Source organism: Streptomyces sp. MA5143a (genome assembly GCF_900290235.1).
Classification (GTDB): Bacteria; Actinomycetota; Actinomycetes; order Streptomycetales; family Streptomycetaceae; genus Streptomyces.
On record NZ_OLMK01000025.1, the window covers coordinates 87,850 to 112,599 of the forward strand.

A 24,750-nucleotide genomic window follows, 5' to 3' on the forward strand; every position below is an offset into this window, starting at 1 on the left:
CGACCGGCAGCGAGGTCACCGCCCTACGCGCCCTGGGCCTCCTCCGCCTCCCCGAACCGGGCCAGCGCCACGCCGCCCGCGACGCACGCCGCGAACCCGGCGGCCGCCAGGGCGCCGTACCCGTGCCGGGTGGTGTCGCCGAGCCACAGCACCCCGAACAGGCCCGGCCAGACGGTCTCGCAGATCACCATCGCCGCGGTGGCCGCCGTGACGGAGCCGGACTGGAGGGCCTGGACGAGCAGGAGGTAGCCGCCGAGACCGGAGACGACCACGGCGTACGCCACGGGCTCGGCCAGTACGCCGGGCACGGACGTCTCCGGCAGCAGCCGGACGGCGGTGGCGGTCAGCCCGAAGCTGATGCCCGCCGCGGCACCGAGGACGACGGCCCGCCCACGCCTCAGCCGCCCGCCCACGAACCAGCCGACCGCCACCACCAGCACCGACACGGCCGGCGCCGTCAGCCGCAGCGCCTCGTCACCGTCGCCGTCGCCCTCGCGTCCGGCCGACACGGCCAGCGTGGCGAGCCCCAGGCACACCACCGCCACGGCCGTCCACTCGCCGCGCCTCAGCCGCAGCCCGAGGACGAACGTCCCGACGACCGCCGTGACCGCCAGGGACGCCGCGACCGCCGCCTCGACCAGGAACAGCGGCACCAGCAGCAACGCCCCCACCTGCGCCCCGAACCCGGCCGTGTCCAGCCCGGCCCCGAGCAGGAACGGCCACCCCCGCAACACCGCCACGACCGTCCCCCACCGCCCCCGCGCCCGCGCCACACCGCCACCGGCACCGGCACCGGCGTCAGCGGTCGACCCGGCGCCGGCCTTCGCCGTCCGTCTCGACCCCAGCGCCTGGAACACCGTCGCCGTACCCATGCACACCGCAGCGCACAGCGCCAACGCCAGACCCGCCACCATCCGGGCACCGTAACGGCGCGACGGCCCCCGCGCCCCGACGACACCAGCCGGACCCACCCGCACGGGTGGTGCCCCACCACCACGCCCTTCCCTCCCCCTCCACAGGGCGCGTCCCCCGCCCCACCCACCCCCAGGACCACACAAAGTCCGACAGACTCATTGCTCCACTTCTGTTCGAAGTCCTAGTGTGAGCGCGGTTTTTCAACAACAACGGACAGCATCCGACGGTCCTCAGTACGCGCACTCCCCCAAGTCGTCACGAGGAAGGCCCCGGTCATGCAGCACCCGCACCCTGGCGCCCACGCGGACCCGTCCGCGCGCCCCGCAGTCAGCCGCCGCCGTCTCCTGGAGGGCGGCGCCGCGCTCCTCGCCGGCCTCGCCCTGCCCGGCGGCGTCGCCCGTGCCGCGGCCCGCACCGCGACGGCAGGGGCGGCCACCACCTCGGCCACCACCGCGGCCGCGGTCACGGTCGACGGCACCGAGTGGAACGGCGACATCGCCCTGTTCCAGGTCGGCGCCGAGCCGCCCCACACGACCCTCATGCCGTACGCGGACGTCAGAGGGGCCCTCAAAGCCGACCGCACCGACTCCCCGTACCGTCTCAGCCTCGACGGCCGGTGGAAGTTCGCGTACGCGGACCGGCCGGACGACCGGGACGAGGACTTCTACCGCACCGACGTCGACGACAGCGGCTGGGACACCATCCCGGTGCCGTCCTGCTGGCAGAACCACGGCTACGACTTCCCGATCTACATCAACATCACCTACCCGTGGTGGGGCCCGAACGGTCTCGGCGAGGAGGCGCAGCCACCGGCCGCGCCGACCCGGTACAACCCGATCGGGCAGTACCGGCGCCGGTTCACGCTCCCGAGGAACTGGACGGCGGACGGCCGCCGGACCTTCCTCCACTTCGAGGGCGTCAAGTCCGCGCACTACGTGTGGATCAACGGCGAGCTGGTCGGTTACCACGAGGACTCGTACGACCCGGCCGAGTACGACATCACGCCGCATCTGAAGCCGGGGACCAACCAGATCGCCGTCGAGGTGTACCGCTACTCGGACGGCGACTGGCTGGAGGACCAGGACATGATCCGGCTGAGCGGCATCTTCCGCTCGGTCTACCTCTTCAACACCCCGGCCGTGCACCTGCGCGACTTCAAGCTGGACACCCCGGTCCGCGACGGCTACAAGGCCGCCGACCTGTCGGTCACGGCGAGCGTCCGCGCCTACGGAAAGGGCGCCGGCAAGGGCGCGTACTCCGTGGAGACACAGCTCTACGACGCGCGCGGGCACGCCGTCTGGTCGCGGCCCCTCGTCCGGCCCGTCGACCTGTCCGCGGTCCCGGCCGGCGAGGACGTGACCGTCAGCGGAAGCAAGGCGGTGCCGGACCCGGTGCTCTGGTCGGCCGAGCGTCCGACCCTCTACACGGCGGTGCTGCGGCTGCGGGACGCGCGCGGCAAGGTCGTCGAGACGCTGTCGCACCGCGTCGGTCTGCGCGAGTTCGCCCTGAAGGACGGGCTGATGCGGATCAACGGGAAGCCGGTGTCCTTCCGGGGCACCAACCGGCACGAGATGCACCCGGACCGGGGCATGGCGCTGACCCGCGCCGACATGGAGCGGGACATGCGGCTCGCCAAGCGGTTGAACATCAACACGATCCGCACCTCGCACTACCCCAACAACCCGCTGTGGCTGGAGCTGGCCGACGAGTACGGGCTGTACCTCGTCGACGAGACGAACCTGGAGACGCACGGCATCCGCGACCAGTACCCGGGCAACCACGCCGACTGGACGAAGGCGTGCGTGGCCCGCGCCCAGGCCATGGTGCACCGCGACAAGAACCACGCCTCGGTCGTCATCTGGTCCCTCGGCAACGAGGCGGGCGGCGGCAGCACCTTCGTCGCCATGCACGACTGGATCCGCTCCTACGACCCGACACGTGTCGTCCAGTACGAGGGTGACGACCGGCCGACCATCAGCCAGATCAGGTCGGAGATGTACGACAGCCCCCAGCGGGTCGAGCAGCGCGCGAAGGACACCTCGGACACCCGTCCGTACGTGATGATCGAGTACTCGCACTCCATGGGGAACTCGACCGGCAACTTCAAGAAGTACTGGGACCTCGTACGCCGCTACGACGTCCTCCAGGGCGGCTGGATCTGGGACTTCATCGACCAGTCGCTGACGACGCCGGTGCCGGTGCGGAAGATCTTCACGGACTCCGGGCCGAACGGGCTGAAGGGCGAACTCCTCACCGCCGCGGGCCGCTTCGACCGCGACAAGGGTGTCTTCGGCGCGACCGCCTTCGCGCGTGACCCGTCCGTGGACCTGACGGGGTCGCTGACCCTGGAGGCGTGGTTCACTCCGCACGTCCCCTTCAGCCACCAGCCGATCCTCGCCAAGGGCGACACGCAGTACGCGCTGAAGCAGACGAACCGGAGCGTCGAGTTCTTCATCCACGGCGGCGGCCAGTGGGTCAGCGCGAGCTGGAACGTGCCGGACGAGGGCTGGACCGGGCGCGAGCACCATGTCGCGGGCGTCTTCGACGCGGAGGCCGGTTCCCTCACCCTCTACGTCGACGGCGAGGCGAAGGCGACCCGCACCACCACGCGGCGCCCCGGCAGCAACACCGCGCCGCTGTCGCTCGCCACCGACGTCGACAACCCGACGCGGGAGTTCAACGGGACGATACGGCGGGCCCGGGTGTACGCACGGGCGCTGAGCGCGACGGAGCTGGCCTCCGACGGGCGGGGCCCGGGGGACGACGGGGTGCGTTTCTGGTTCGACGCGGCCACCGTGAAGGTGACGGAGAAGAGGCCGAAGGAGCGTACGTTCCTCGCGTACGGCGGTGACTGGGGCGACAACCCCAACGACGGCGCCTTCGTCGCGGACGGCATCCTCACCGCCGACCGCCGCCTCACCGGCAAGTCCGCCGAGGTCAAGCAGATCTACCAGGCCATCAACGCGGCCCCGGCGTCCGGCGGCACCCTCGCCCAGGGAGCGGCGGTCACCCTCACCAACGAGAACCTGTTCACTAACCTGCGGGCCTACGACGGCCACTGGTCGCTGGTGGCCGACGGCGAGGTGGTCCAGCGCGGCCGCCTCACCCGGGCCCAGCTGAACGTCGCCCCGCTCTCCAGCAAGGACATCACGGTCCCCTTCCGGCTGCCGTCCTCCCCGGCGCCCGGCACCGAGTACTTCCTCCAGCTCTCCTTCACCACCAGGGAACGCACCCCCTGGGCGAAGGCGGGCTTCGAGGTGGCCAAGCAGCAGCTGCCCGTCAAGGCCGCCGTCCCCGCGGTGAAGCCGACCCGGCTGGCGAGCGTGCCGGCCCTCCGCCACGAGGAGACCGCCGGGAAGGTCACCGTCAGGGGCCGGAACTTCTCCGTGACCGTCGACAAGGCCGACGGCCTGCTCACCTCGTACGAGGCGCACGGCGTCCGGCTCCTCGACTCCGGTGCCGTGCCGAACTTCTGGCGGGCGCCGACGGACAACGACCGGGGCAACGGCCACCACACCCGCAACCAGACCTGGCGGGACGCGGGCGCCCGGCGCAAGGTGACGGACGTGACGGTGCGGGTCCTCGGCACCGACAGGGCCGTCCAGGTGAAGGTCGGCGGCACCCTGCCGACGGCCACCGAGTCGACGTACACGACCACGTACACGGTGTTCGGGAACGGCGAGATCAAGGTCGACAACACCCTGCACCCGGGGGCGTCGTCCCTGCCCTACATCCCGGAGGTGGGCACCCTGCTCCTGCTGCCTCGCCGGCTGGACCGGCTGCACTACTACGGCCGGGGGCCGGAGGAGAACCACTGGGACCGCAACGACGCCACCGACGTCGGCCGCTACTCGGGTTCGGTCGCCGGGCAGTGGACGCCGTACATCCGCCCCCAGGAGAACGGCAACAAGACGGACGTCCGCTGGGCCGCGCTCACCGACCGTGCCGGTGCCGGTCTCCTCGTCTCCGCCGAGCCCGGCTCCCTGCTGGAGGTCAACGCGTCGCACTTCACCCCGGAGGACCTCTCCTCCGGTGTCCGCCACGACTACCAGCTGACGCCCCGTGACGCCGTCGTCCTGCGCGTGAACCACCGCCAGATGGGGGTGGGCGGCGACAACAGCTGGGGCGCCCACACGCACGACGAGTACAAGCTGTTCGCCGACCGCGACTACGCCTACACCTACCGGCTGCGGCCCCTGCGGGACGTGGACGCGGCGATGGGGGCCGCGCGGAAGTGGACGGCCGTCGAGTAGCGGGGCTGCGAGCAGCACGAACCCCGTCCCGCTGACCGCGGGACGGGGTTCGTAGTGGAGCGCCGGGCAGGCCTTGCACCTGCATTTCCCCACAGGAAGTGGGGCGTCTTTCCTTAGACGACCAACGCATTGAGTGCTTTTCCGGTGTTCCGGTGAGCGGCTCGTGCTCAACCATAGCGGATCTTCGCGGGACCCGCGAACCGATGTCCGACGGCCCCTCAGAGGAGCTCCGCCTGGGGTGCGTACTCCACCCTGATGTACCGGGCGTTCTCCTCGCCGAAGGCGGCCAGGAGGATCGGTTCGGCCGTTTCGGGGTCGTCGACGCCGACGAGGACGTGCCCCCTGCCGTCGTGCCCGACCTCGCGGAGCTGGAAGGTGCCGTCCCAGCGGGTCATGTCCTCACTGATGCGGTCGGCCAGGGCGGTGAGGTCGGCCTCGTTGACGTCCGTGTCGTACAGCCGGACCGTGACGCCCTTCTCGGCGGTGGAGCAGACGGCGTCGTCGAGGGACGCGGAGGGCATGCGGTAGATGCTCACGCCGGAGCCCTCCTCGTCGACCTCCAGGCCGGTGAAGACATCGGCGTAGCGGCCCTGGGTCAGCCTGTCCACGTGGTTCAGCGTCCGTTGGAGCGGGGTGTCCTCGGGGCTGCCGAGTCCCGCGAGACTGCCCTCCGGCCGGGTGCCCCGGCACTCCTTCGCCGGTGACGACACGTCCGCCACGGTCTGCGCACCCGCGCTCGCTCCCTGAAGGAATCCGAGCGCGAGCAGCGCGCCCGCCACCGCCGTGGCCGCCCGTACCTTCGTCCGCGTGTCCATCCGTCCCCTCCGTCCCCCGGGCGGCCGCCCGCGCGGCCGCTGTCCCCACTGGGACGTGGGAAGCGGCCGAAACGTTCGGCTCACCGGGGGCGGAGTGGGTGCCGACGGCTCAGTAGCCGACCCGGAACGTCGCGTCCGCGCGTTCCGCCGCCGTGGAGACCGGGTCGATCCGCAGGGCGTAGTCGTAGTGCCGGATGTAGCGGGTCGGGAAGTTGTACGACCGGAACGAGGACCAGGTGGAGTCCGCGAGGCCGGCGGTACGGACGAAGGTGGCGTCGGCGGCGAACGTGGAGGTGTCGTCGTTCGTGTCGAGCCGCAGGGCGTAGTCGTAGTGCCGCAGATACCGGGTGGGGAGGTTGACCGACTGGAAGGAGACGCCGGTGGAGTCGGCGAGGCCGGGGACCAGCTTCCACTGGGAGTCGGTGAACGGGTCGAAGGGGTACGCGTCGATCCGGGCCGCGTAGTTGCTGTGCCGGACGTAACGGGACGGGTAGTTGTAGGACTTGAGCCGGTTCCAGGCGGGGGCGCCCCACTTGGCGAGCAGGTTGGCGTACTCGGTCGAGGTGATCGGGTGGATGCCGCAGTGCTTGGAGTTGAGCGGCTGGGTGTAGAGCTTCTGGTCGAGGGCGGTCCAGGTGCCGGACGCGAGGTCGGTGGACTGCCAGACGTAGAAGACGCCGTTGGGGGTGTAGGTGTCGCCCCACAGGTACCAGCTGGTGGAGGTCAGGGACTTCACCACCGTCGGGGCCTCGGTTCCGCCGTGGGCGACCGGGGTGCTGAACGGGGTGAAGCCGCCCGGGTTCAGGGATGTCGAACGGGCGCCGACGAGCTGCTGGTCCCTCTTGTAGTAGAGGTAGTTGACGCCGCCCACGCCGATGGTGAGGTTGCCGTCGATGATGTCGTACCCGGGGTCGAAGAAGACCTGGGGATCGGTGGTGGTGCGGAAGTCGGTCGTGTAGCTGACCATGATCACGTTGTGGCCGCTGCTGTTCACCGACGAGTAGAGGATGCCGTACCGGCCGCGTCCGGGGTCCCAGAACGCCTCCGGTGCCCAGCTGTGGGTGTCGGTCATGTCGTGCAGCTTCAGCAGCCGGTAGCCGGTGAAGGTGCGCAGGTCGGTGGAGTCCCAGACGTGGATGTTGACGCTGTCGTGGTTCCAGTCGGTGCCGTTGAGGTCGGTGGCCAGGACGACGAAGGAGCCGTCCTGTTTGCGCATCACGAAGGGGTCGCGCAGACCGCCGGCGCCGAGGGTCGGGGTGACCACGGGGGCGTTCTGGTTGAGCGGTGTCCAGTTCAGCCCGTCCTGGCTGACGGCCAGGTGCAGCCCGTAGTTGGCCTCCAGCATCGTGGTGGACTCGGTGAAGTAGACCATGACGTAGGCCGAGTCGGCGGCGTGCGCGGTGCCCGCGCCGAGGGTCAGCGCGCCCGTCGCGGCCAGCGGGACGGTCGCCGCCATGCCGAGGAACGTCCGGCGGGACGGCCCGGTGCCGTGGTCGATGTCGCTCACGTCAGGCTCCACTTCTGGTTGTTCTGACCGTTGCAGGACCACAGCACGAGCTTCGTGCCGTTGCTGGTGGCGGCCTGGTAGGCGTCCAGGCAGAGCCCGGCGTTGACGTTGGTGATCGTGCCGTCGGCGTTGACGTTCCACTTCTGGTTGGTGCCGCCGGTGCAGTCCCAGATGACGACGCGGGTGCCGTTGGTGGTGCCGTGGTCGTAGGCGTCGAGGCACTTGTTGCCGTACACCACCAACTCCTTGCGGGTGCTGCTGTACGACCACTGCTGGTTGAGGCCACCGTTGCAGGTCCACAGCTGGGCGTCGGTGCCGTTGGTGATGGTGTTGTCGTTGACGTCCGCGCAGCGGCCCGACTGGGTGCCGGTGACGAGGGTGGCGTCGGTGCCGGGCAGGGGCCGGACGACGATGCCTTCGAGGGTGGGGGCGCCCGAGAAGGCGATCGTGTTGGCGGCGCCCTTGGTGAGGCCGACCTGGACGGAGACGCTGCCGGGGGTGGAGCCGGTCGGCGGGAAGGAGACCTTCGTCGGGGTCTGGCCGTTGACCGTGAGGGTGCCGACGCGGGCCGTGGACGAGGTGTTGGTGTAGGAGACGTCGACGGTCTTCAGGCCGGTGCTGCCGGCGCCGACCCCGGAGAAGCTCGCCGTGCCGTTGTACGTGGCCGCCGACTGCTCCGTACCGCCGGTGACCGTGAGCATGACGGAGCCGCCCGCGGGGACGCTGGTGGTGTAGCCGGTGCCGGGGGTGCCGACGTTCTGCCGCGCCCACAGGTCCCGCACGGTCGCGGCGGCGTTCGTCAGACCCAGGTCGGACCAGCGGACCGTCATGTTCTGCGTGGTGGACGTGCGGTTGAGCAGGACGACGGCGCGGTTGCCGGTGCCGGAGAGGACCTTGCCGTACACCTGGAGGCCGGAGGTGTCCTCGGCGACCTTGACGCCCTGGAGGCCGCGCGGGTCCTGGTCGACGGCGATGACCTCGGGGTTGGTCAGGACGCTTCGGGTGTCGGCGGACATGGTGGTGAGGTCGAGGCCGGTCAGCAGCGGCGCGCCGGAGACCGCCCAGAGGTTCATGTGGGAGCGGTTCTGGGCGGCGGTCAGGCCGTTCATGCCGGTGACCATCATGTCGGCGTCGTTGTAGGAGCCGGTGTGCTGGGCGGTGGGGTGGATGTTGCGGTCGAAGGCGGTGAGGACGTTGCCGTACGACGGGGTCCCGCCGTGGAAGAAGATGTCGGTGTTGGTGCGCCACATCGGGCCCATGCCCGGTGCCCAGTTCCAGGGGTTGGAGTAGCCCCAGTTGCACAGGGAGAGGGCGAGCGGACGACCGGTGGTGGCGGTGGCCCGGGTCACGGCGTCGCTGATCGCCTGGTAGGTGGTCTTCGGGTCGAGGCCCTCGGCGTCGCCTCCGCACCAGTCGACTTTCACGAAGTCGAAGCCCCAGCGGGAGAACTGGGTCATGTCCTGGACGTAGTGGCCCTCGCTGCCGCTGCCGGGCGCGGCGGGGCGGCCGGTGGGGAAGTAGTAGCCGCAGCCGTCCTTGCCGGCGTCGGTGTAGATGCCTGCCTTGAGGCCCTTGCTGTGGATGTAGTCGGCGATGGCCTTCATGCCGCCGGGCCATTCGGCCTCGTCGACCGTGATGTTGCCCGCGCTGTCGCGGGTGCCCTGCCACCAGCCCTCGTCGATGTTGATGTACTCGTATCCGGCCTCGGGAAGCCCGGCGGCGACGAACGCGTCGACCTGCTTCTTGATGACGCTGTAGTCCACCTTGGCGGCGAACGCGTTCCAGGAGGCCCACCCCATCGGGGCCTTGGGGACGGATATCTGACGGTCGGTCACGGCGACCGGTCGGGCGTCGAGCGGGGTGGCCGGGTGCGGTGTCCGGCCCGGCTGGGCGAAGAGCAGGGCCGCCGCGACGGTCGTCGCGAGGGCCAGGGCGCGGACGGCCACGGATCTGCAACGACGTCCGAGTCGGGGGGAGTCGGCGTGGGGGGCGGGGGACATGCGGCTCCTTCGATGGATATCCGGGGGGTCGATATCTCGAACAAGGATCGGCGTGCCGAACGTATCGGCTGGCCGAAAGTAGAGCCGGACGGGGTGGAAGTCAACGGGTGGGACAGAACACGACCTTGGGGCGCCGGGAACGGCCACGGCGCGTGAATCCCGCGCGGGGAACGGCCCTCGTGAACGTTTTCCGCCCCCGCCCCGTCACAGGGGGGACCGACACAGCAGGACGACTCACCAAGAGGGCTCTCCATGTCGAAGACGCGCATCAGCAAGCCGGTCGTGGCCGTCCTGGCCATGGCGCTGTCGGGGGTGGTGACGGCGTGCGGGAGCGAGGCGTCCTCGGGGACGGCGTCCACGCGGCAGGCGTGGCGGGAGCCCGCCTCCTACACGTACACGCTCACGTCGAGCGAGGGCGAGCGGTCCCTGCTCGGGACGTTCGAGGTGACCGTGCGGGACGGGAAGGTGACGAAGGCCGTCGGGACCGACGAGGACTCACGGCGCGCGGCACGGCAGGCCGACGGCCGCATGCCGACCATCGGGGACCTGCTGGCGGAGGCGGACGCGGCCAGGGGCGAGGACGCCGACCGGGTGGATGTCGACCGCGCGGCGGACGGCCGGCCCACGCGCATCTCCCTGGACTGGGACGAGGACGCGATCGACGACGAGGCGGTGTACGAGATCAGCGACTACCGGCCGTCGAACGGGACGGAACGCGACGGCCGGTGAGCCGGAGTCACGACGCGCTCGGACCCGGGCCGCCCGTCCTGCCGTAGGTGCTCAGGTCCTGGACGGTGCCGCCGACCTTCTTCCGCAGCGGCTCCAGCACCTCCTCCTTCGCGGAGATGGCCCAGCGCGGGCCGACCAGCTTCTTGCCGCCGTAGAGGGAGGCGGAGTCCAGCCAGACCTGGAGGAGTTCCTCCTTGGGGAACGTGGTGATGAGGTAGTCGCCGGCCTTGGTGTGGCAGACGCCCTCGCGCAGCTCCTCCGCCTCGGTGCGGATCTTGACCTCGCAGCCGGTGAGTGAGGCGAGCACCTCGACCTTGGCGGGGGCCACCACCTCGGCCACCCTGTCGGCGTCGTCCGCCTTCTTGGCGGACCCGCCCCCGTCACCGCCGCCGCACCCCGCCACCAGGGGCAGCGCCGCCAGACCGGCCGCCAGTGCGACTCCGCGCGTCAGCTTCCTCACCACGTGCCGTACTCCGTTCCGCGTGCTTGGTTCCGGTCTGCTTCCTGCCGCGTGGGCTCCCCTTCCGTACGTACGCCGGCGCCGGAACGCTCAGCGCGGGCCCGGCGACATGATGGTGCGGGAGACGAGGAACGTCACCGGGATCGCCACCCCGGACGCGAGGAGCGGGGCGAGGCGATGGCCCTGGTGGAGCACGTCGACGACGACATGGACGCCCGCGGTGGTGACCAGGAAGTTGGTGGCGTTGCCCAGGGGGAAGAGCAGGAACTTCCGGAGCGTCGGGCGGGTGCGGTAGGTGAACCGGGCGTTGAGGAAGAACGAGCCCGTCAGGCTGAGCGCGAAGGCGAGGAGGTGGGCGGCCAGATAGGGGACGACGGCCAGGAGGAGCAGGTAGAGGCCGTAGTACGTGGCCGTGTTGACCACGCCGATCACCGCGAAGGTGAGCAGCTGCGCCGCGAGCGGTCGCGGCGCCCGCGACGGCCGGACGGGGAGCGCCTCGGGGGACGCCGTCGCGCCCGCCCGCACCGGTGGCGCCGCGTGGGTCACGGGACCCGGTCCTCGGTCGTGCTGCACGGCTGGGGCCCTCCGTCGGTGCGTCTGTCGTGCCGGTGCCCCGGCGGTGGGGTCCACCGTGACACCGCGCCGCCGCCGACGCGTACTACATCAGGGCGGGACAGACGGTTGTTTCGGGTGATTTCCCTCTCATCGCCCGGTTCCCCTGGGACGGTTGGGGCCCGAGCTGTCCGCCGGGCCTCGGCGGACGGACGACCGATGTGGGGGTACCACGCACGTGCGCATCCGTTCCATGACCGCTGTCCTCACCGGAGCCCTGGTCCTGTCCGCGCTCCTGACCCCGGCTTCCCACGCCGCCGGCTCCGGGGACACGACGATCACCGATGTCGTCGTCAACGGCGGGGCCGAACTCGCCCTGGGGCCCACCGCTCCGAAGACCTTCAAGGTGAGCGTCACGGCGCAGGACGACTCCGGGATCAAGGAGATGAAGCTGCGCGTGTCACTGCCGTCCTACATCTACCACTCGTCGGACCGCGGCCTCAGCTGCGTCGCGAACAGCGCCACGACGTCGACGTGCACCGGATCCTGGACGGTCGACACCAGCAACTTCTACGGCAACGGACCGGCCGACGACCACTGGTTCGTCAACGCCAACGCGACCGCCAAGGACGGCGACTGGTTCGACACGGACCGCGCCGCCACCTTCACCGTGCGCCGCCTCGCCCGGCTGACGGCCGACGCCGGTCCCGAGCCGGTGGGCAGGAAGGCATCGCTCACCGTGACCGGCAACCTCAGCCGCGCCGACTGGAAGACCCACAAGTACGGCGGCTACTCCGGTCGTCCGGTGAACCTCCAGTTCCGCGCGGCGGGGACGTCCACGTACAAGACGGTGAAGACGGTGACCAGTGGCTCCGGCGGCGCGGTGAAGACCACGGTCAGGGCCACCGCCGACGGCTACTGGCGCTGGGCCTTCGCCGGGAACAGCACGACCTCCACCGCCAGGGCGACCGGGGACTACGTCGACGTGCGCTGAACCGTCGGGCGCCCGGCCCCTCCTGACGGAAGGGGCCGGGCGCCGTCGGACGTCACCGTGTCACGGACGACCGCGGAGAGCGGACCGCGGCCGGTGGGCAGGCCGGGGCTCAGGCGCCCGTGCGGCCCGCCGACTTGCGGCGCGTCACCACGAAGATGACACCGCCCGCCGCGACCAGGCCGGCCGCGCCGAGCGCGAGCGGGATCGCGTTGCCGCCACCGGTCTCCGCGAGGTCGCCGGAGCCGCCGTTGGGGCTGGGGGAGGAGTCCGGGGTGTCCGCCGGGGTCTTCGGGGACTCGGAGGGCGACGGGTTGTCGTCCGCCGGGGGCTTCTCGTCCGTCGGGGGCTTCTCGTCGGCCGGCGGCTTCTCGTCCGTGGGCGGCTTCTCGTCGGCCGGGGGCTTCTCCTCCTCCGCCGGGGGCTGCTCCTCGGTGGGCTCGCAGTACTTCGTACCGCCGTTCCAGGCCGCGATCAGCTTGTCCTTGATGACCGGACGGTCCGGGCCCTTGGGGACGTCACCGTGCTCGAAGCCGTCGGCGGCGTCCAGCTTGCCGTCGAACTTCACCTTGCCGCGGTAGAGGTCGATCTGGGCGTAGCAGCCCGCGTCCGGGACCGCGATGTCCAGGGTGTCCGTGCCGCCCTGCTTCACCGTGACGGTGTCGAAGTCGACGAAGACCTGCTCGCCGGAGGTGGCGAAGGTCGGGCCGTGGGCGAGGTAGGAGGCCAGGGAGACCGTGCAGGTCGTGGCGTCGGCGGCGGCACGGACCGTGATGTGGACCTTGCCGTCCTCGGTGGGCTTGAGGTTCTGGTCGTCGAGCCTCACCCAGTCGGCGAACTTCACGCCGTCCAGGGAGAACTCGCAGCGGTCGGTCTCGGTGGCCGTGCCCGCGCCCTGGCCGGGGGCGTAGCTCTTCTCGCCCCAGCCGTCGCCGCCGGGGCCGGTGGCCCAGGCGGAGCCGGAGGCGGCGGCGGTCAGGGCGAGGGCGGCTGCGCCCGTGCCGAGCAGGCGGCCCATGGTGACACGTCTCGCTATGGACATGCAGATCCCGTTCTCGAGCTTGGCGGTGCGAGACCCCGGCACGGCTACGGGCGCGCGACGGCACAGGGCAGCACCGGGGTCACCGGGGCCGCGCCGGGGTGTGAGGTCGTCGAAGAGACACCGGGCCCACTTGTCGTATGAGCCGCAGAGTGAGCACATCGTTTACCACCGAGTAGGGGCTGTCAACCTTGGGAAATGGGAGGTCATTTGGGTTCGTGCGGAGATGTGCGCACGGAGGGCACACATTCGGGACACATAGGGAATCCCGCACTCCGGTGGTGTCACGGGCTCCCCATGAACCCCCCGTCGACAGCCCACCGGCACGCAAAGCCTTCACCAACGCGCGCCGCCCGGCGGGGGACGGCGTGGCGCGATTTGACAACGTCCGACCCGCTCCCGACTCTACGTTCATGACATCCATTTTCATTTGCGGTGCCGTGTCCGTCGCGCGCGCCGCCGAACGGGGTGGTCGTCCGTGCGTGTCGCCTTCGTAGGGAAGGGCGGCAGCGGCAAGACGACGCTGTCCGCGCTCTTCGCCCGCCATCTCGCCCGGAGCGGCGCCCCGCTCGTGGCGATCGACGGGGACATCAACCAGCATCTGGCACACGCGCTCGGCCTCGACGAGGGCGAGGCGTTCGGCGCCCCGCCGCTCAGCTCCCGCACCGGTGAGATCAAGGACCATCTGCGCGGCGTCAACCCGCGGATCGTGTGCCGCGAGGCCATGGTCAAGACGACGCCGCCCGGCCGGGGTTCGCGTCTGCTGCGGCTGCTCGGTGACGACGAGGTCCACGGCACGCACGTCCGCGAGGTCGGCGGTGTCCCGCTGATGGTCACCGGCGCCTTCGACGAGAGCGACCTCGGTGTCGCCTGCTACCACTCCAAGCTCGGCGCGGTGGAGCTGTACCTCAACCACCTCGTCGACGGCCCCGGCGAGTACGTCGTCGTCGACATGACCGCCGGCGCCGACGCCTTCGCCTCCGGGCTGTTCACCCGGTTCGACATGACGTTCCTGGTCGTGGAGCCGACCCGGAAGAGCGTGTCGGTGTACCGGCAGTACCAGGAGCACGCCGCCGAGTTCGGCATCCCGGTCGCCGTCGTCGGCAACAAAGTCACCGGCGAGGACGACCTCCTCTTCCTCAAGGAGCACGTCGGCGACGACCTGCTCGCCCACTGCGTGCAGTCCTCCTACGTTCGTGCGCAGGAACAGGGCCGTGAGCACGGCGAGTTGGAGTCCCACAACCGGCGCACCCTCGACGCGCTCAAGGCCGCCGTCGACGCGCGCACGAAGGACTGGGCCGCCTTCCAGCGGCACGCCGTCGAGTTCCACCTCCGCAACGCGGCGGCCTGGGCGAACGCGGCGACCGGCCTCGACCTCGCGGCCCAGGTGGACCCGGAGTTCCGCCACGGCCCGGAGGCCCTGACGGCGACGGCGCTCCCCTGACCGACCCCAGCCGCGGCCCGCACCCCCTCCCCCCTCTCCGTTGCCTCCCCCCTCTCCGTCGCCTCTCCCCTTCCTTTGCCTCTCCCTCCCTCCCTCCGGCACATCGACAGAACAGGAACAGCCATGTCGCTCGACGTCTCCCCGCAGTTGCTCGCCGACGCAGAGAAGGGCGAGGTGCGGGAGGAGGAGTTCGTGCAGACGGTGCGTGCGTCACTGCCGTACGCGTACGACCTGATCGCCTCTCTCGTCGGTGAACTGCGCGCGGGTGGCGCGGAGTTCGCCGACAACCAGACCCCGCCGCCGTCGGAGAAGGAGCGCGGGCAGCTGCTGCGGGCGCTGTCCAGCGACGCGATCCGGGGCAGCCTGGAGCGGCACTTCGGGGTGGCGCTCGCCTTCCAGAACTGCCACCGGGTGGCGGTGTTCCCGGCGCAGGCGCGCGGCGGGGCGACGTACACGAAGTTCACGTCCCTGCGGTCGCAGATCCTCAACCAGTCGCCGGAGTTCCGCGACTGCTGACGCCCGCGCCGCGTCCCTGAACTGGGTCGACCGCCCCCTCCACCCCCCTCTCGCGGAGGGGGCGGTCGGCTCGACACGCGGGAGCGCGGGGGGCGTACGGGGGCGCACTACCGGCGTACGGCCGCACGGTCGGCGAGGGCGGGGGCGGAGGCGTCCTCGGCTCTGTGGTGTTCGCGCGTACGGCTTCGTCCCGTTCCCGCCCGATCCGGCGCGGTGCGGGTCGTGGGCGGGCGCCTGTGCCGGACGGGTCCGCGCGCCGTGGTGCGGCGCCGGGTGAATCGGGCCGTCACAAGTTGGCCTGTTCGCGATCACACAAGGTGAATAATGGGTTCAGAGGGCGTCTCAGCGACAGAGAGGGTCGCCGTGGGGACCGACAGGGACAGTGCAGTCACCCGTCAGCGCTTCGACGTGGCCGACGCCGCGCCGCTGCTCATCGACGCGGACGGGATCGTGACGAGCTGGACCCGGGACGCCGAGCGGCTCTTCGGGTACCCGGCCGCCGAGATCCTGGGCCGCAGTGTCCGTACGCTCCTGAACCCCGAGGACGCCTCCCGCATCGCCCACCTGGCCGACACGCACCGCGCCCGCGGCGGCTGGTCCGGCATCCTCACCGCCCGTCACCGGGACGGCCACGACATCCGAGTGATGGTCCGCGTGGTCCCGGCCTGCGAGGCCCCGACGGGGGAGCCCGCCGGGGGGCGGGGGGCAGGCGGTGGAGGTGGAGATGCCGGCGGCGAGAGCGGGGGCCGGGCCGCGGGGGCCGAGGGAGCCGTCAGTGGCGGGGGACTGGGCGTCAGTGGCGGGGGCCACGACGCCGAGGGCGGGGGCGCAGCCGGGAACGCCGAGGACCTGGCTGCCGGCCGGGAGGGCCGAGCCGCCGTCGAATGGAGCGGAGCCGCGAGCGCCGGGGGCGGGGTTACGGGCCCTGGGGACGCCGCCGCGAGCGCCGGAGGCGGAGCCACGAGCACTGAGGGCCTTGGCGCCGGCGTCGTCGGCGAGGCCGTCGGCGGCGAGGAGCGAGCCGCGGAGCGTGGTGCTGCCGGGGCGGGAAGGCCGGATGTCGCCGGCAGGGGCGAACGGCGAGGCATTCCCGCCGAGACGAACAGGCCGCGCGTCACCGCGAGGGCCGACGCCGGGTCGGGCGAGGCGGACCGGGTGACACCGCCGGGGCAGGACAGGACCACCGGCGAGGACAGGACCACCGGTGAGTACAGGACCACCGGTGAGGACAAGTCAGCCGACCAGAACCAGCCGCCTGGGCACGGCCACCGGACGCCTGCACCCGGCCAGGACCAACCAACCAGGCACGGCCACCGGACGCCCGAATCGGGCCGGGCCCAGCCAACCGGGCACGACCACCAGCCACCCACCCCCGGCCAGGACCAACCAACCAGGCACGGCCACCAGTCGCCCACCCCCGGCCAGGACCAACCAACCAGGCACGGCCACCAGTCGCCTGAATCGGGCCGCGCCCAGCCCCTCGCCGGCACCGACCGCAGTCGGCCGGCCCACGACCGAGCCGAGCCACACCGCCCGGCGACGGACCACACCACCCCGGCCGAGCCGAGCCCACCGGCGACCGACCCCACGACCTTGGCCGATCCGGCCGGCCCGGCCGCAGGCCGCACCATCCCGACCGAACCGGGCCGCCCGGCCGCAGGCCGCACCGCCCGGGCCCACCCGGCAGCCGACCGGACTGCCACGGCGCACCCGGCACAGTCGGCAGCCGCCCACTCTGCTCCGGTCGAACCGGTCGGCCCAGCAACCGGCCACACGACGCCGACCGCTCCGGCCGATCCGGCTGCCGAGCGGGTGCGCCGGGAGCGGGAGGCCCGGCCCGCGGGCGAGGCCGCTGAGTCCGGGCCGTCGTCGTGGCGGTCGGCTGCGGTTCCCGTGCGGCCCGCCCAGTCCGCACCCCGTCCGACGGAACCGCCCCACCCCCCGACGAACCCCACGCCACGCCCCACACCCCCGACCGCGTCGCCCACCCACGCCACCGGACGCCCCACGGCGGGCCCCTCCCCCGAGCACCCGCGCCCGGCCGCCCAGCCCTCGCCACCCACCCCGCACACGCCCTCCCACCAGACACCGCCCCCACACGCCACCCCACGCCCCACCCCCCGAACCCCCCACCCCCCGACGCAGCCCTCCCCCAGCTCCGCCCAACCTCCCCTCGGTGCCTCCCCCGACCCCGATCCCCTCCGGCACGCCCACTGGATCGCTCTCGTGTCCGATGCGACCGAGGCGCCGGGGTGGGACATGAGTCGGGCCGTGCTGGAGCGGATGACCGCGCGGTCGCCGATCGGGATCGCGATCGTGGACACGGACCTGCGGTTCGTGTGGTCCAACGCCGCGCTGGAGCGGTTCGGCGGCGGCCGGGCGTACGAGCGGGTCGGGCTGCGGCTCGCCGAGGTGCAGCCGGGGCTGGACGCGGACCGCATCGAGGCCCAGATGCGCAAGGTCCTGGAGACCGGCGTCCCCGTGCTCGACTACGAGCACATCGGCCGGGTCAGGTCCGCCCCGCACCGCGAGACCGCGCACGCGATGTCGTTCACCCGCCTGGAGGACGACCACGGTCGCCCGATCGGCGTCTACTACACCGTGATGGACGTGTCGGACCGCCACCGCGCCCGCACCCGCCTCGCCCTGCTGGACCGGGCCGGTGAGCACATCGGCCGCACCCTCGACGTCCGCCGGACCACCCAGGAGCTGGCCGACGTCGTCGTTCCGGCGCTCGCCGACTTCGTCACCGTGGACCTCCTGGACTCCGTGCTGCGCGGCGCCGAGCCCGGCCCGCTCGGCGACGGTTCCGTCCCGCTGCGCCGCACCGGGCAGCAGTCCGTGCGCCCCGGAGTGCCGGAGGCCGTCGTGGAGATCGGCGCCGTCGCCTCCTACGCGGCCGGCTCACCCCCCGTGCGCGCGCTGGTCAACGGACGGTCGTGGTCGGAGCCGAGTCTGGACCCGACGTCCGCGGGGTGGGCGAAGGCCGTCCCCGGCGGCCGGGAGCTGCCCGCCGACGCGCTGGGCCTGCACAGCGTGATGATCGTGCCGATCCGGGCCCGCGGCATCACCCTCGGCATCACCACGTTCTTCCGCCGCGACCGCCAGGACCCCTTCGACGCCGTCGACCTGGGCCTCGCCGAGGAGATCGTCGGCCGTGCCGCGGTCTGCGTCGACAACGCCCGCCGCTACACACGCGAACGGGACGCCGCGCTCGTCCTTCAGCGCAGCCTGCTGCCGCGCCGGCTGCCCGACCAGGACGCCGCCGAGGTCGCCGTCCGCTACCGGCCGGCCGACGAACTCACCGGCGTCGGCGGCGACTGGTACGACGTCATCCCGCTCTCCGGCGCCCGCCTCGCCCTCGTCGTCGGCGAGGTCGCGGGCCACGGCATCGACGGCGCCGCCGCCATGGGCCGCCTCCGTACGGCCGTCCGCACCCTCGCCGACCTCGATCTGCCGCCGGACGAGGTGCTCGCCCACCTGGACGACATGGTCGCCAAGTCGGCCCGGCAGGAGGGCGAGGAGGGCGGGGGCAGCGTCGAGACGGTCGGGGCACGCTGTCTGTACGTCGTCCACGACCCGGTGTCCGGCACCTGCGCCATGGCCACCGCCGGCCACCCGGCCCCCACCCTGGTCGCCCCCGACGGCACGGTCAGCCGCCCCGCCCTGCCCGAGGGCCCGCCCCTCGGCGTCGACGGGCAGCCCTTCGAGGCCGTGGAGCTGGAGCTCCCCGAGGGCACCGTCATCGCCCTGCACACCGACGGCCTCCTCGCCGAGGCCACCCCCGACGCGCTGTGCCGTGCCCTCGCCCGGCCCGAGCCGTCCCTCGACCGGCACGCGCAGCGCGTCCTCGACGCGCTCGCCCCGGCCCGCCCCACCGACGACGTGGCCCTCCTCCTCGCCCGCACCCGGCGGCTGCCCGGCCACCGGGTCGCCTCCTGGGAGATCCCCGCCGACCCGGCGCTCGTCGCGGAGGCCCGCAAGACCACGGCCCGGCAGCTCGGCGTCTGGGGCCTGGACGAGCTGGCGTTCACCACCGAACTCGTCGTCAGTGAACTCGTCACCAACGCCATCCGGCACGCCGCCGGGCCCATCCGGCTCCGGCTCATCCTCGAACGCACCCTGATCTGCGAGGTGTTCGACGGCGGGCCGACCGCGCCCCATCTGCGGCACCCGCGCACCACCGACGAGGGCGGCCGCGGTCTGTTCCTCATCGCCCAGTTCACCCAGCGCTGGGGCACCCGTTTCCTCCCCGACGGCAAGGTCATCTGGGCGGAGCAGTCCCTGGCGGACCCGCCGGGGTGAGGGGCGCGCCCGTACTCCGGGTGGGGCGTCCCCGGCGGGGCGGACGGGTGAACCGGGACGCGAGGGCGCGGCCCCGTCGTCCGCTCCCGCGCGGGCCCCGTGCGCCCGGCCGCGCCCTGTGCCCCGTTCAGCCTGATTAACGGCTCCCCGCATTTCATATGAATGCAGAGCCGACGTCGGGCACCGGGCTCCGTCGCCTCGGCGCGGACCAGGAACGGGCGGGCAGCGGCGAATGCGAGACGTGGTGCGGCGAGGATCAAGGGGACGGGGACGGTGTGCGGGCCTGGTGCTCGCCTTGGCGGCGGCCCTGGTGGTCGTCCCGGTCACCGGGACGGCGGCGGACGCCATGGCAGCGGGCGCCATGGCGGCGGGTGTCGCGGCGGGCGCCACGACGACAGGTGCCCCGGCGCGTGGTGACGGCACGGTGACCGTGCGGGTCGTGGAGGAGGTCGACGCCGACGGGCTGTACGACGCTCCGTCGGAGACGGGCATGCCGGGTGTGCGGGTCACGCTGACCGACGACCAGGGCACCGTGCTGACCAGGACGACGGGCGCCGACGGGACCGCCTCGTTCCGTCCGGCGGGGTCCCCGCTGCGGGGCGGCCGGTACCGCGTCCAGGCCCACAACCCCGACCTCGCCAACCTGCGCCCGGCCCTCGCGGGCCACGGTGACGGCCCGGACGTCATCCGGAGCCCCATCGGGTTCGTCGACGTCTCCGACGCCCACGACACCACGTACACCACCGGCTTCTGGGCGGCCGGCGTCCACCGCAGGGAGCACCCCGAGCCGGGGCCGGAGGGCCGCCGCGGGGCGCCCGTGCAGATCGGCGACCGCGTCTGGTTCGACACCGACGGCGACGGCGTCCAGAACCCGTCCGAACCACCGGTGCCGGGGGTGCGGGTCACGTTCGACCCGACGTCGTCCGGGCCGAGCCTCACGACGACCACGGACGCCGACGGCGAGTACTACGTCGGTACGGCGCAGGGCCTGCGGCCCGACACCACCTACCGGGTCTCCTTCGACCACCGAGGCGTCGATCCGAGCGGGCTGCCGGGGCGGCCGGGCGCCGCCGAGCTGACGTGGACGGCGCGGGAGGCCGGGTCCCACCGGCTCATCGACTCGGACGTCGACGCGTCCGGCGGGAGCACGGTGTACGTCGGTGACCCCGGTTATGTGAACCACACGGTCGACGCGGGTCTCACCAAGGCGCTGCGGCTGACGCTCGCGAAGGCGGACGCGGAGACGCTGCGTCCGCTGGCCGGCGCGGTGCTCGGCCTGTGGGAGGACAGCAACGGGACGCCCGGACTCCAGCGGCAGGGGGCCGGCGGGGACAGGCTCGTCGGTGACTGCGCCACGTCGAGCGCCGGCCGCTGCTCGTTCGGGTCGCTGGCGGCCGGCACGTACTACCTGGTGGAGACCGGTGTCCCCGAGGGCTATGTGCTGCCGGCCGAGCCGGTCACCGGTCCGTACGCCCTCACCCCGAAGAACGCCTCCCAGGGCACGGGCCTGCTCGTCCGCCTCGACGCCGAGCGCGAGATGCCGTGCGGAGGCGGGCAGAAGTGCGCGGGGCCCCGGGGCGCGCACGCTCCGGGCGTTCGGCCGGGCCGGGACGCGCGACACGGCACCCCCGGATGGGATCGGCCCTGACCAGGGGCCTGAGGGTGCCGTACGCGTCCCGGAGGGTGGGGCTCCCGGGGGAAGGTTGGGAGCCACTTCCCCCGGGAGAGTGAGGGAGACCGGATGTCAGCCGTGGATCAGCTGGGCGGTCCAGGTCTTGGTGTGACCGGTGACGGCCTGGTCCTTGGCGACGGCCTTGCCGACGGCCTGGACACGCGGCGTGGCCTTCCACGTGACGTCGGCGCGGGCGATGCCCTTGACGGCGACCTTGACCGCGCCGCCCTTGATCGCGTACGCGGCGTTGACGTTGGTGACCTGGGCCTGGGCGCGGGCGTTGCGCTGGACCTTGCCCTTGACGACCTCGTAGCGGAGGGTCAGCTTCTCGGTGGTGACCGGGATGTTGAAGATCTTCTCGGTCGCGCTGTAGGTCACCAGGTGACCGCCCTTGAGGCCGCCCTTCGAGGACACGTTGTGGACGAACTTGACGTCCGCGTTGTACGAGGTGACGTTGGTCACCGGGGTGTTGAGGGTGCCCTTGAGCTGCTTGAAGAGGGACCCGTAGATCTTGCCGTCCTGGAGGTACCCGACGAACTTGGCCTTCTTGGCGGCCGGCAGCGCGGAGAAGCTCTTGAGGGTGCTCCTGGCCTCGGGCGTCTTCTGGGCCTTGAGGTAGGCGGTGTAGCTGCCGACCGTCAGCTTCGCCGGCAGCTTCGCGGCGGCCTGGTCGGCGACCGTCTGTACGCCCTGCTGCGGGCCGGACCCGGCGGCGGACGCGGCCGGCGCCAGCACGGCGACGGCGGCGGCTCCCGCGACGGCTGCGGCGGCGAGGCGGCGCGTGGTGAAGCGGCTGTGCACAGTGATCTCCCCGTTGATGGTGTGCCGTTGGATGGTGCGTGACAACGAGCTTAGGGACCGGCGGAGTTGGCCAAAATTGTCCCTTCGGGCAGTGACCTTGGGGGATCCCCTCACTGTGACGTGGCCGTGTCATTACAGGGTTCTTCTTGGCAGTAGCGGACGCTAAGTTGGAGGGAGATCGCCGCCGCACCCGGGGCACGGGGCTCTGTCGGGAAAAGCGGCATCGGGAAGGACAGACCCATGACCAAGAGGTCTGACGTAGGAGACACCGCGTGCGCCTACCGGCGCACGGGAGCCGACCCGGTTCGGGACATCAGCAGGCTCAAGACGCTGACGGACCGGGAGAAGGAAGTCCTGCTGCTGCTGGGGACGGGCCTGGGCAACCGTCAACTCGCCCGTGAACTCGGGATCGCCGAGCGGACGGTGAAAGCGCATGTCGCCCGAATAGTGGAGAAACTGCAGCAGGAGACCCGGCTTCAGGTCGCGGTGCTCTCCGTCCTCGCCCATGAGCTGCTGTGCGCCGACCCCCGGTGCGCGTGCGGCTCGGCCGCGCCGCTGTCGTCCCGACTCGTCGGGGCATCCGCGGTCTGAGCGTCGGCCGCGACCGGCCCAGCGCCCTCGACCACACCTCCCCAAGGGCGTTGCACGGCGTGGATTTGACGTTCACTTGTGGAAATTTTGACTCTCCGCAGCGGGAGAGATCAATCAACTCAACAGCAACGGAACCGACTTACGGGGTGAATATGAATATGCGTCGCATGTCCGAAGCCATACCTGTCGCGGCCAGACCCGGACCCGGGTCCCGCTCGCGGAGCTGACCTGTGGGTGGGGGCTCGCCGAAGGGCGGGCCCCCGCTCAGGTCCGGATCACCCGGCCGGAGGGCGCCGTCGGCACGAGGCGGTCGTAGCCCCAGGCGCTCAGGCCCATCGCCATCACGAACTGAAGGTCCAGCAGGGCGACGGTCATCATCACGAAGGCCCAGTCGACCGACTCCGCGAGACCGCTCCCGCCCGACACCCCGCCCAGCACCGCGCACACCAGCACCAGGAACGCGTAGACCGAGACGTCGATGGTCGCGGTGCGCCAGCGCGACAGCGCGGGAAGCGCCTTCCGCACGACGGTCAGCACGGCGACGGCCAGCGGAGGGAAGAACAGCCCGCCCCCGGCGATCATGCCGAGCCCGAGGTCGGCGAGGGAGAAACCCCCGCCCACGTGCACCACGAGCGCGCCCCACAGCCAGGAGGGCAGGGTGACCAGGGCGGCGTATCCGGCCGCTCGGCTCCACGGTGTCAGCATGCGCGCGCTCCTCGGATCCCCGTCGCCACCGGCGGTCGACCGGCGACGGTCCCCGCCGTGGTCGGCCGGCGGGGGACGACAGGAGTCTCTCAGCCGGTGGCCCACCCGCACGGGCCGGGTGCCCGCGCGTCGACCCGTGGGCCGGTCGGGGGTCCGGCACCACGGGTGCGGCGAACGGCCTGCTCACCCCCTCGGGCGAGCAGGCCGTTCGCCGTGTCACCCGCCACTGCGGCGGGATCGGCGGGAGGGGTCAGGACAGACCCCACTCCTGCTTCTTGCGCGCGGCGTCCGAGCTGCCGGACGGCGTGATCGTGATCTTCGTGCCGGACGTGTCACGGCCGGCGGTGATCACCTTGTTGGCGAGCTTGCTGTAGATCTTGCTGCCGCCGAGGGCCCACTGCTGGCCCTTGGACTTGTTGCAGCTCGACTGCTTGACCTGGGTGTTCGTCGCGGCCGACGACACGGACAGGCACTTCTTCGAGTGCTTGTTCTTGATCACGAACAGCCGGGTCTGGTTCGGCTTGTTGTTGTTGATCCACACGAGGTCCCACCGCTGGGTGGTCGCCGTCCTCGAACAGCCGCGCAGCTTCAGCACGGCCCCGTTGCCCTTGGCGTTGTCCATCGACAGGCACATGCCGCGCGGGCCCCACACCTTCTCCAGGCGCACGTTGCCGTAGCCCTTCGGAATGGTGTCCTGCGCCGCCGTGGAGGCCGCCGATGCCGGAATCGCCCCGCCCGCCAGCAGCGCACCCGCGACACCCGCGAGCACCAGGCCCTTCGCCCCGTTCTTCACCAGGACCACGTCCCCTTCGCAATCGCGTACTCGGATCACCAGAAGCCTAGATTCCCGCTGGTGGGAGGGGTATTGACTCTTAGGGCACTGCCCCAAGGTGCAACGTGTCACCGGGGCTGACCCGGCCCGCCGGAAGGGCCCTCCACCGCCCGCCGTACGATCGCGTCATGCTCCGCCGTACCCGTATCGCTCTCCTGGCCACCGGCGCCGTGGCGCTCGTCACCGCCGCCACGGTCACGGTGCGGGTGCTCGGCGAGCCCGCCTACAGCTTCGCCGCCGCCCCCCGCGCCGGGGATCCCGCGTGCGCCCGGGTCAGCGCGCAGTACCCGGAGAGGCTGGCCGGCCTGGACCGGGCGGACACCGACACGAAGGGCGCCGCCGTGTACGGCGACGGGTCGATCGTCGTGCGCTGCGGGTTCCCCAGCCCCAGGCCCACCGCGGACCCCTGCACCCAGGTGGACGGCGTGGACTGGGTGTGGCGCGCGGACGAGCGGCGCGAGGGCCGGCAGCTGCTGATCACCTACGGCCGGGAGCCCGCCGTCGAGGTCCAGGTGGCCCCCGACCGGGCCGCCACCGACGCGGTCCTGGTCGGCCTGTCCGGCATCGTGAAGCCGCTTGAGCGCAGCGGTGAGTGCCTGTCCCTCGCGGACACCCCGTAGCGA

General features: G+C 72.1%; 18 protein-coding genes and 2 pseudogenes. 10 read left to right on the plus strand and 10 right to left on the minus strand.

The features are described from left to right. Positions 1 to 23 precede the first annotated feature (23 nt). Positions 24 to 914: a hypothetical protein gene (locus SMA5143A_RS11695; RefSeq protein WP_107462890.1), complete on the minus strand. Its 891-nt coding sequence runs from the start codon at positions 912 to 914 to the stop codon at positions 24 to 26. 276 nt (positions 915 to 1,190) lie between these two features. Between SMA5143A_RS11695 and SMA5143A_RS11700 the strand changes: the two genes are divergently transcribed. Then, complete coding sequence (locus tag SMA5143A_RS11700) at positions 1,191 to 5,168, plus strand: glycoside hydrolase family 2 TIM barrel-domain containing protein (protein ID WP_107462891.1); 3,978 nt, start codon at positions 1,191 to 1,193, stop codon at positions 5,166 to 5,168. A 218-nt stretch (positions 5,169 to 5,386) separates the two neighbouring features. Here the strand turns inward: SMA5143A_RS11700 and SMA5143A_RS11705 are convergent, their stop codons facing one another. The 3 genes from SMA5143A_RS11705 to SMA5143A_RS11715 all read right to left on the minus strand — a co-directional run bounded on the left by SMA5143A_RS11705 (position 5,387) and on the right by SMA5143A_RS11715 (position 9,490). Beyond that, positions 5,387 to 5,983, minus strand: a complete 597-nt coding sequence (locus tag SMA5143A_RS11705) for a hypothetical protein (protein WP_107462892.1) — start codon at positions 5,981 to 5,983, stop codon at positions 5,387 to 5,389. 109 nt (positions 5,984 to 6,092) lie between these two features. Beyond that, positions 6,093 to 7,439 (minus strand): glycoside hydrolase family 43 protein, encoded by a 1,347-nt coding sequence (locus tag SMA5143A_RS11710; protein WP_107462912.1) that lies wholly within the window; start codon positions 7,437 to 7,439, stop codon positions 6,093 to 6,095. A 47-nt stretch (positions 7,440 to 7,486) separates the two neighbouring features. Beyond that, a complete protein-coding gene (locus SMA5143A_RS11715) occupies positions 7,487 to 9,490 on the minus strand; it encodes a ricin-type beta-trefoil lectin domain protein (RefSeq protein WP_107462893.1) in 2,004 nt (667 codons plus the stop codon). A gap of 252 nt (positions 9,491 to 9,742) precedes the next feature. On the opposite strand from SMA5143A_RS11715, the gene SMA5143A_RS11720 reads away from it, so the two are divergent. Continuing rightward, positions 9,743 to 10,219, plus strand: coding sequence for a DUF6174 domain-containing protein (locus SMA5143A_RS11720; RefSeq protein ID WP_219923582.1), 477 nt, complete (start codon positions 9,743 to 9,745; stop codon positions 10,217 to 10,219). Between the two features lie 7 nt (positions 10,220 to 10,226). On the opposite strand, the gene SMA5143A_RS11725 is transcribed toward SMA5143A_RS11720, so the two are convergent. Then, positions 10,227 to 10,682 (minus strand): hypothetical protein, encoded by a 456-nt coding sequence (locus SMA5143A_RS11725; RefSeq protein WP_107462894.1) that lies wholly within the window; start codon positions 10,680 to 10,682, stop codon positions 10,227 to 10,229. Positions 10,683 to 10,769: 87 nt separating this feature from the next. Next, on the minus strand, positions 10,770 to 11,126 hold the full coding sequence (locus tag SMA5143A_RS11730) for a GtrA family protein (RefSeq protein ID WP_258193481.1): 357 nt from the start codon (positions 11,124 to 11,126) through the stop codon (positions 10,770 to 10,772). A 358-nt stretch (positions 11,127 to 11,484) separates the two neighbouring features. Here SMA5143A_RS11730 and SMA5143A_RS11735 point away from each other — a divergent pair, with 358 nt between their 5' ends. Then, positions 11,485 to 12,225 carry a calcium-binding protein gene (locus tag SMA5143A_RS11735; protein WP_258193478.1) on the plus strand — a complete coding sequence of 247 codons (741 nt, stop codon included), beginning with the start codon at positions 11,485 to 11,487 and terminating at the stop codon, positions 12,223 to 12,225. Between the two features lie 109 nt (positions 12,226 to 12,334). Here SMA5143A_RS11735 and SMA5143A_RS11740 read toward each other — a convergent pair whose 3' ends face one another. Next, complete coding sequence (locus tag SMA5143A_RS11740; protein WP_107462896.1) at positions 12,335 to 13,264, minus strand: hypothetical protein; 930 nt, start codon at positions 13,262 to 13,264, stop codon at positions 12,335 to 12,337. A 475-nt stretch (positions 13,265 to 13,739) separates the two neighbouring features. Between SMA5143A_RS11740 and SMA5143A_RS11745 the strand changes: the two genes are divergently transcribed. The 5 genes and pseudogenes from SMA5143A_RS11745 to SMA5143A_RS11765 all read left to right on the plus strand — a co-directional run bounded on the left by SMA5143A_RS11745 (position 13,740) and on the right by SMA5143A_RS11765 (position 21,174). Beyond that, positions 13,740 to 14,705, plus strand: a complete 966-nt coding sequence (locus SMA5143A_RS11745; RefSeq protein WP_107462897.1) for a nucleotide-binding protein — start codon at positions 13,740 to 13,742, stop codon at positions 14,703 to 14,705. Between the two features lie 123 nt (positions 14,706 to 14,828). Continuing rightward, on the plus strand, positions 14,829 to 15,221 hold the full coding sequence (locus SMA5143A_RS11750) for an SCO5389 family protein (protein ID WP_107462898.1): 393 nt from the start codon (positions 14,829 to 14,831) through the stop codon (positions 15,219 to 15,221). Between the two features lie 324 nt (positions 15,222 to 15,545). Continuing rightward, positions 15,546 to 15,827 (plus strand): annotated as a pseudogene (locus SMA5143A_RS11755) (PAS domain S-box protein); the annotation flags it as partial. A 1,602-nt stretch (positions 15,828 to 17,429) separates the two neighbouring features. Continuing rightward, a pseudogene (locus SMA5143A_RS11760) lies at positions 17,430 to 19,526 on the plus strand (SpoIIE family protein phosphatase); the annotation flags it as partial. 286 nt (positions 19,527 to 19,812) lie between these two features. Continuing rightward, a complete protein-coding gene (locus tag SMA5143A_RS11765) occupies positions 19,813 to 21,174 on the plus strand; it encodes an SdrD B-like domain-containing protein (RefSeq protein ID WP_258193479.1) in 1,362 nt (453 codons plus the stop codon). Between the two features lie 96 nt (positions 21,175 to 21,270). Here the strand turns inward: SMA5143A_RS11765 and SMA5143A_RS11770 are convergent, their stop codons facing one another. Continuing rightward, positions 21,271 to 22,044, minus strand: coding sequence for a hypothetical protein (locus SMA5143A_RS11770; RefSeq protein WP_107462900.1), 774 nt, complete (start codon positions 22,042 to 22,044; stop codon positions 21,271 to 21,273). 195 nt (positions 22,045 to 22,239) lie between these two features. Between SMA5143A_RS11770 and SMA5143A_RS11775 the strand changes: the two genes are divergently transcribed. Then, positions 22,240 to 22,590 (plus strand): LuxR C-terminal-related transcriptional regulator, encoded by a 351-nt coding sequence (locus SMA5143A_RS11775; RefSeq protein WP_055520293.1) that lies wholly within the window; start codon positions 22,240 to 22,242, stop codon positions 22,588 to 22,590. 264 nt (positions 22,591 to 22,854) lie between these two features. Here the strand turns inward: SMA5143A_RS11775 and SMA5143A_RS11780 are convergent, their stop codons facing one another. After that, on the minus strand, positions 22,855 to 23,295 hold the full coding sequence (locus tag SMA5143A_RS11780; RefSeq protein ID WP_107462901.1) for a hypothetical protein: 441 nt from the start codon (positions 23,293 to 23,295) through the stop codon (positions 22,855 to 22,857). A gap of 250 nt (positions 23,296 to 23,545) precedes the next feature. Further along, positions 23,546 to 24,097, minus strand: coding sequence for an RICIN domain-containing protein (locus SMA5143A_RS11785; protein WP_258193480.1), 552 nt, complete (start codon positions 24,095 to 24,097; stop codon positions 23,546 to 23,548). Positions 24,098 to 24,255: 158 nt separating this feature from the next. On the opposite strand from SMA5143A_RS11785, the gene SMA5143A_RS11790 reads away from it, so the two are divergent. After that, the gene (locus tag SMA5143A_RS11790; protein WP_107462902.1) at positions 24,256 to 24,747 is read left to right on the plus strand and encodes a DUF3515 family protein; all 492 of its coding nucleotides are present in this window, start codon (positions 24,256 to 24,258) and stop codon (positions 24,745 to 24,747) included. The last annotated feature ends 3 nt before the right edge of the window (positions 24,748 to 24,750 follow it).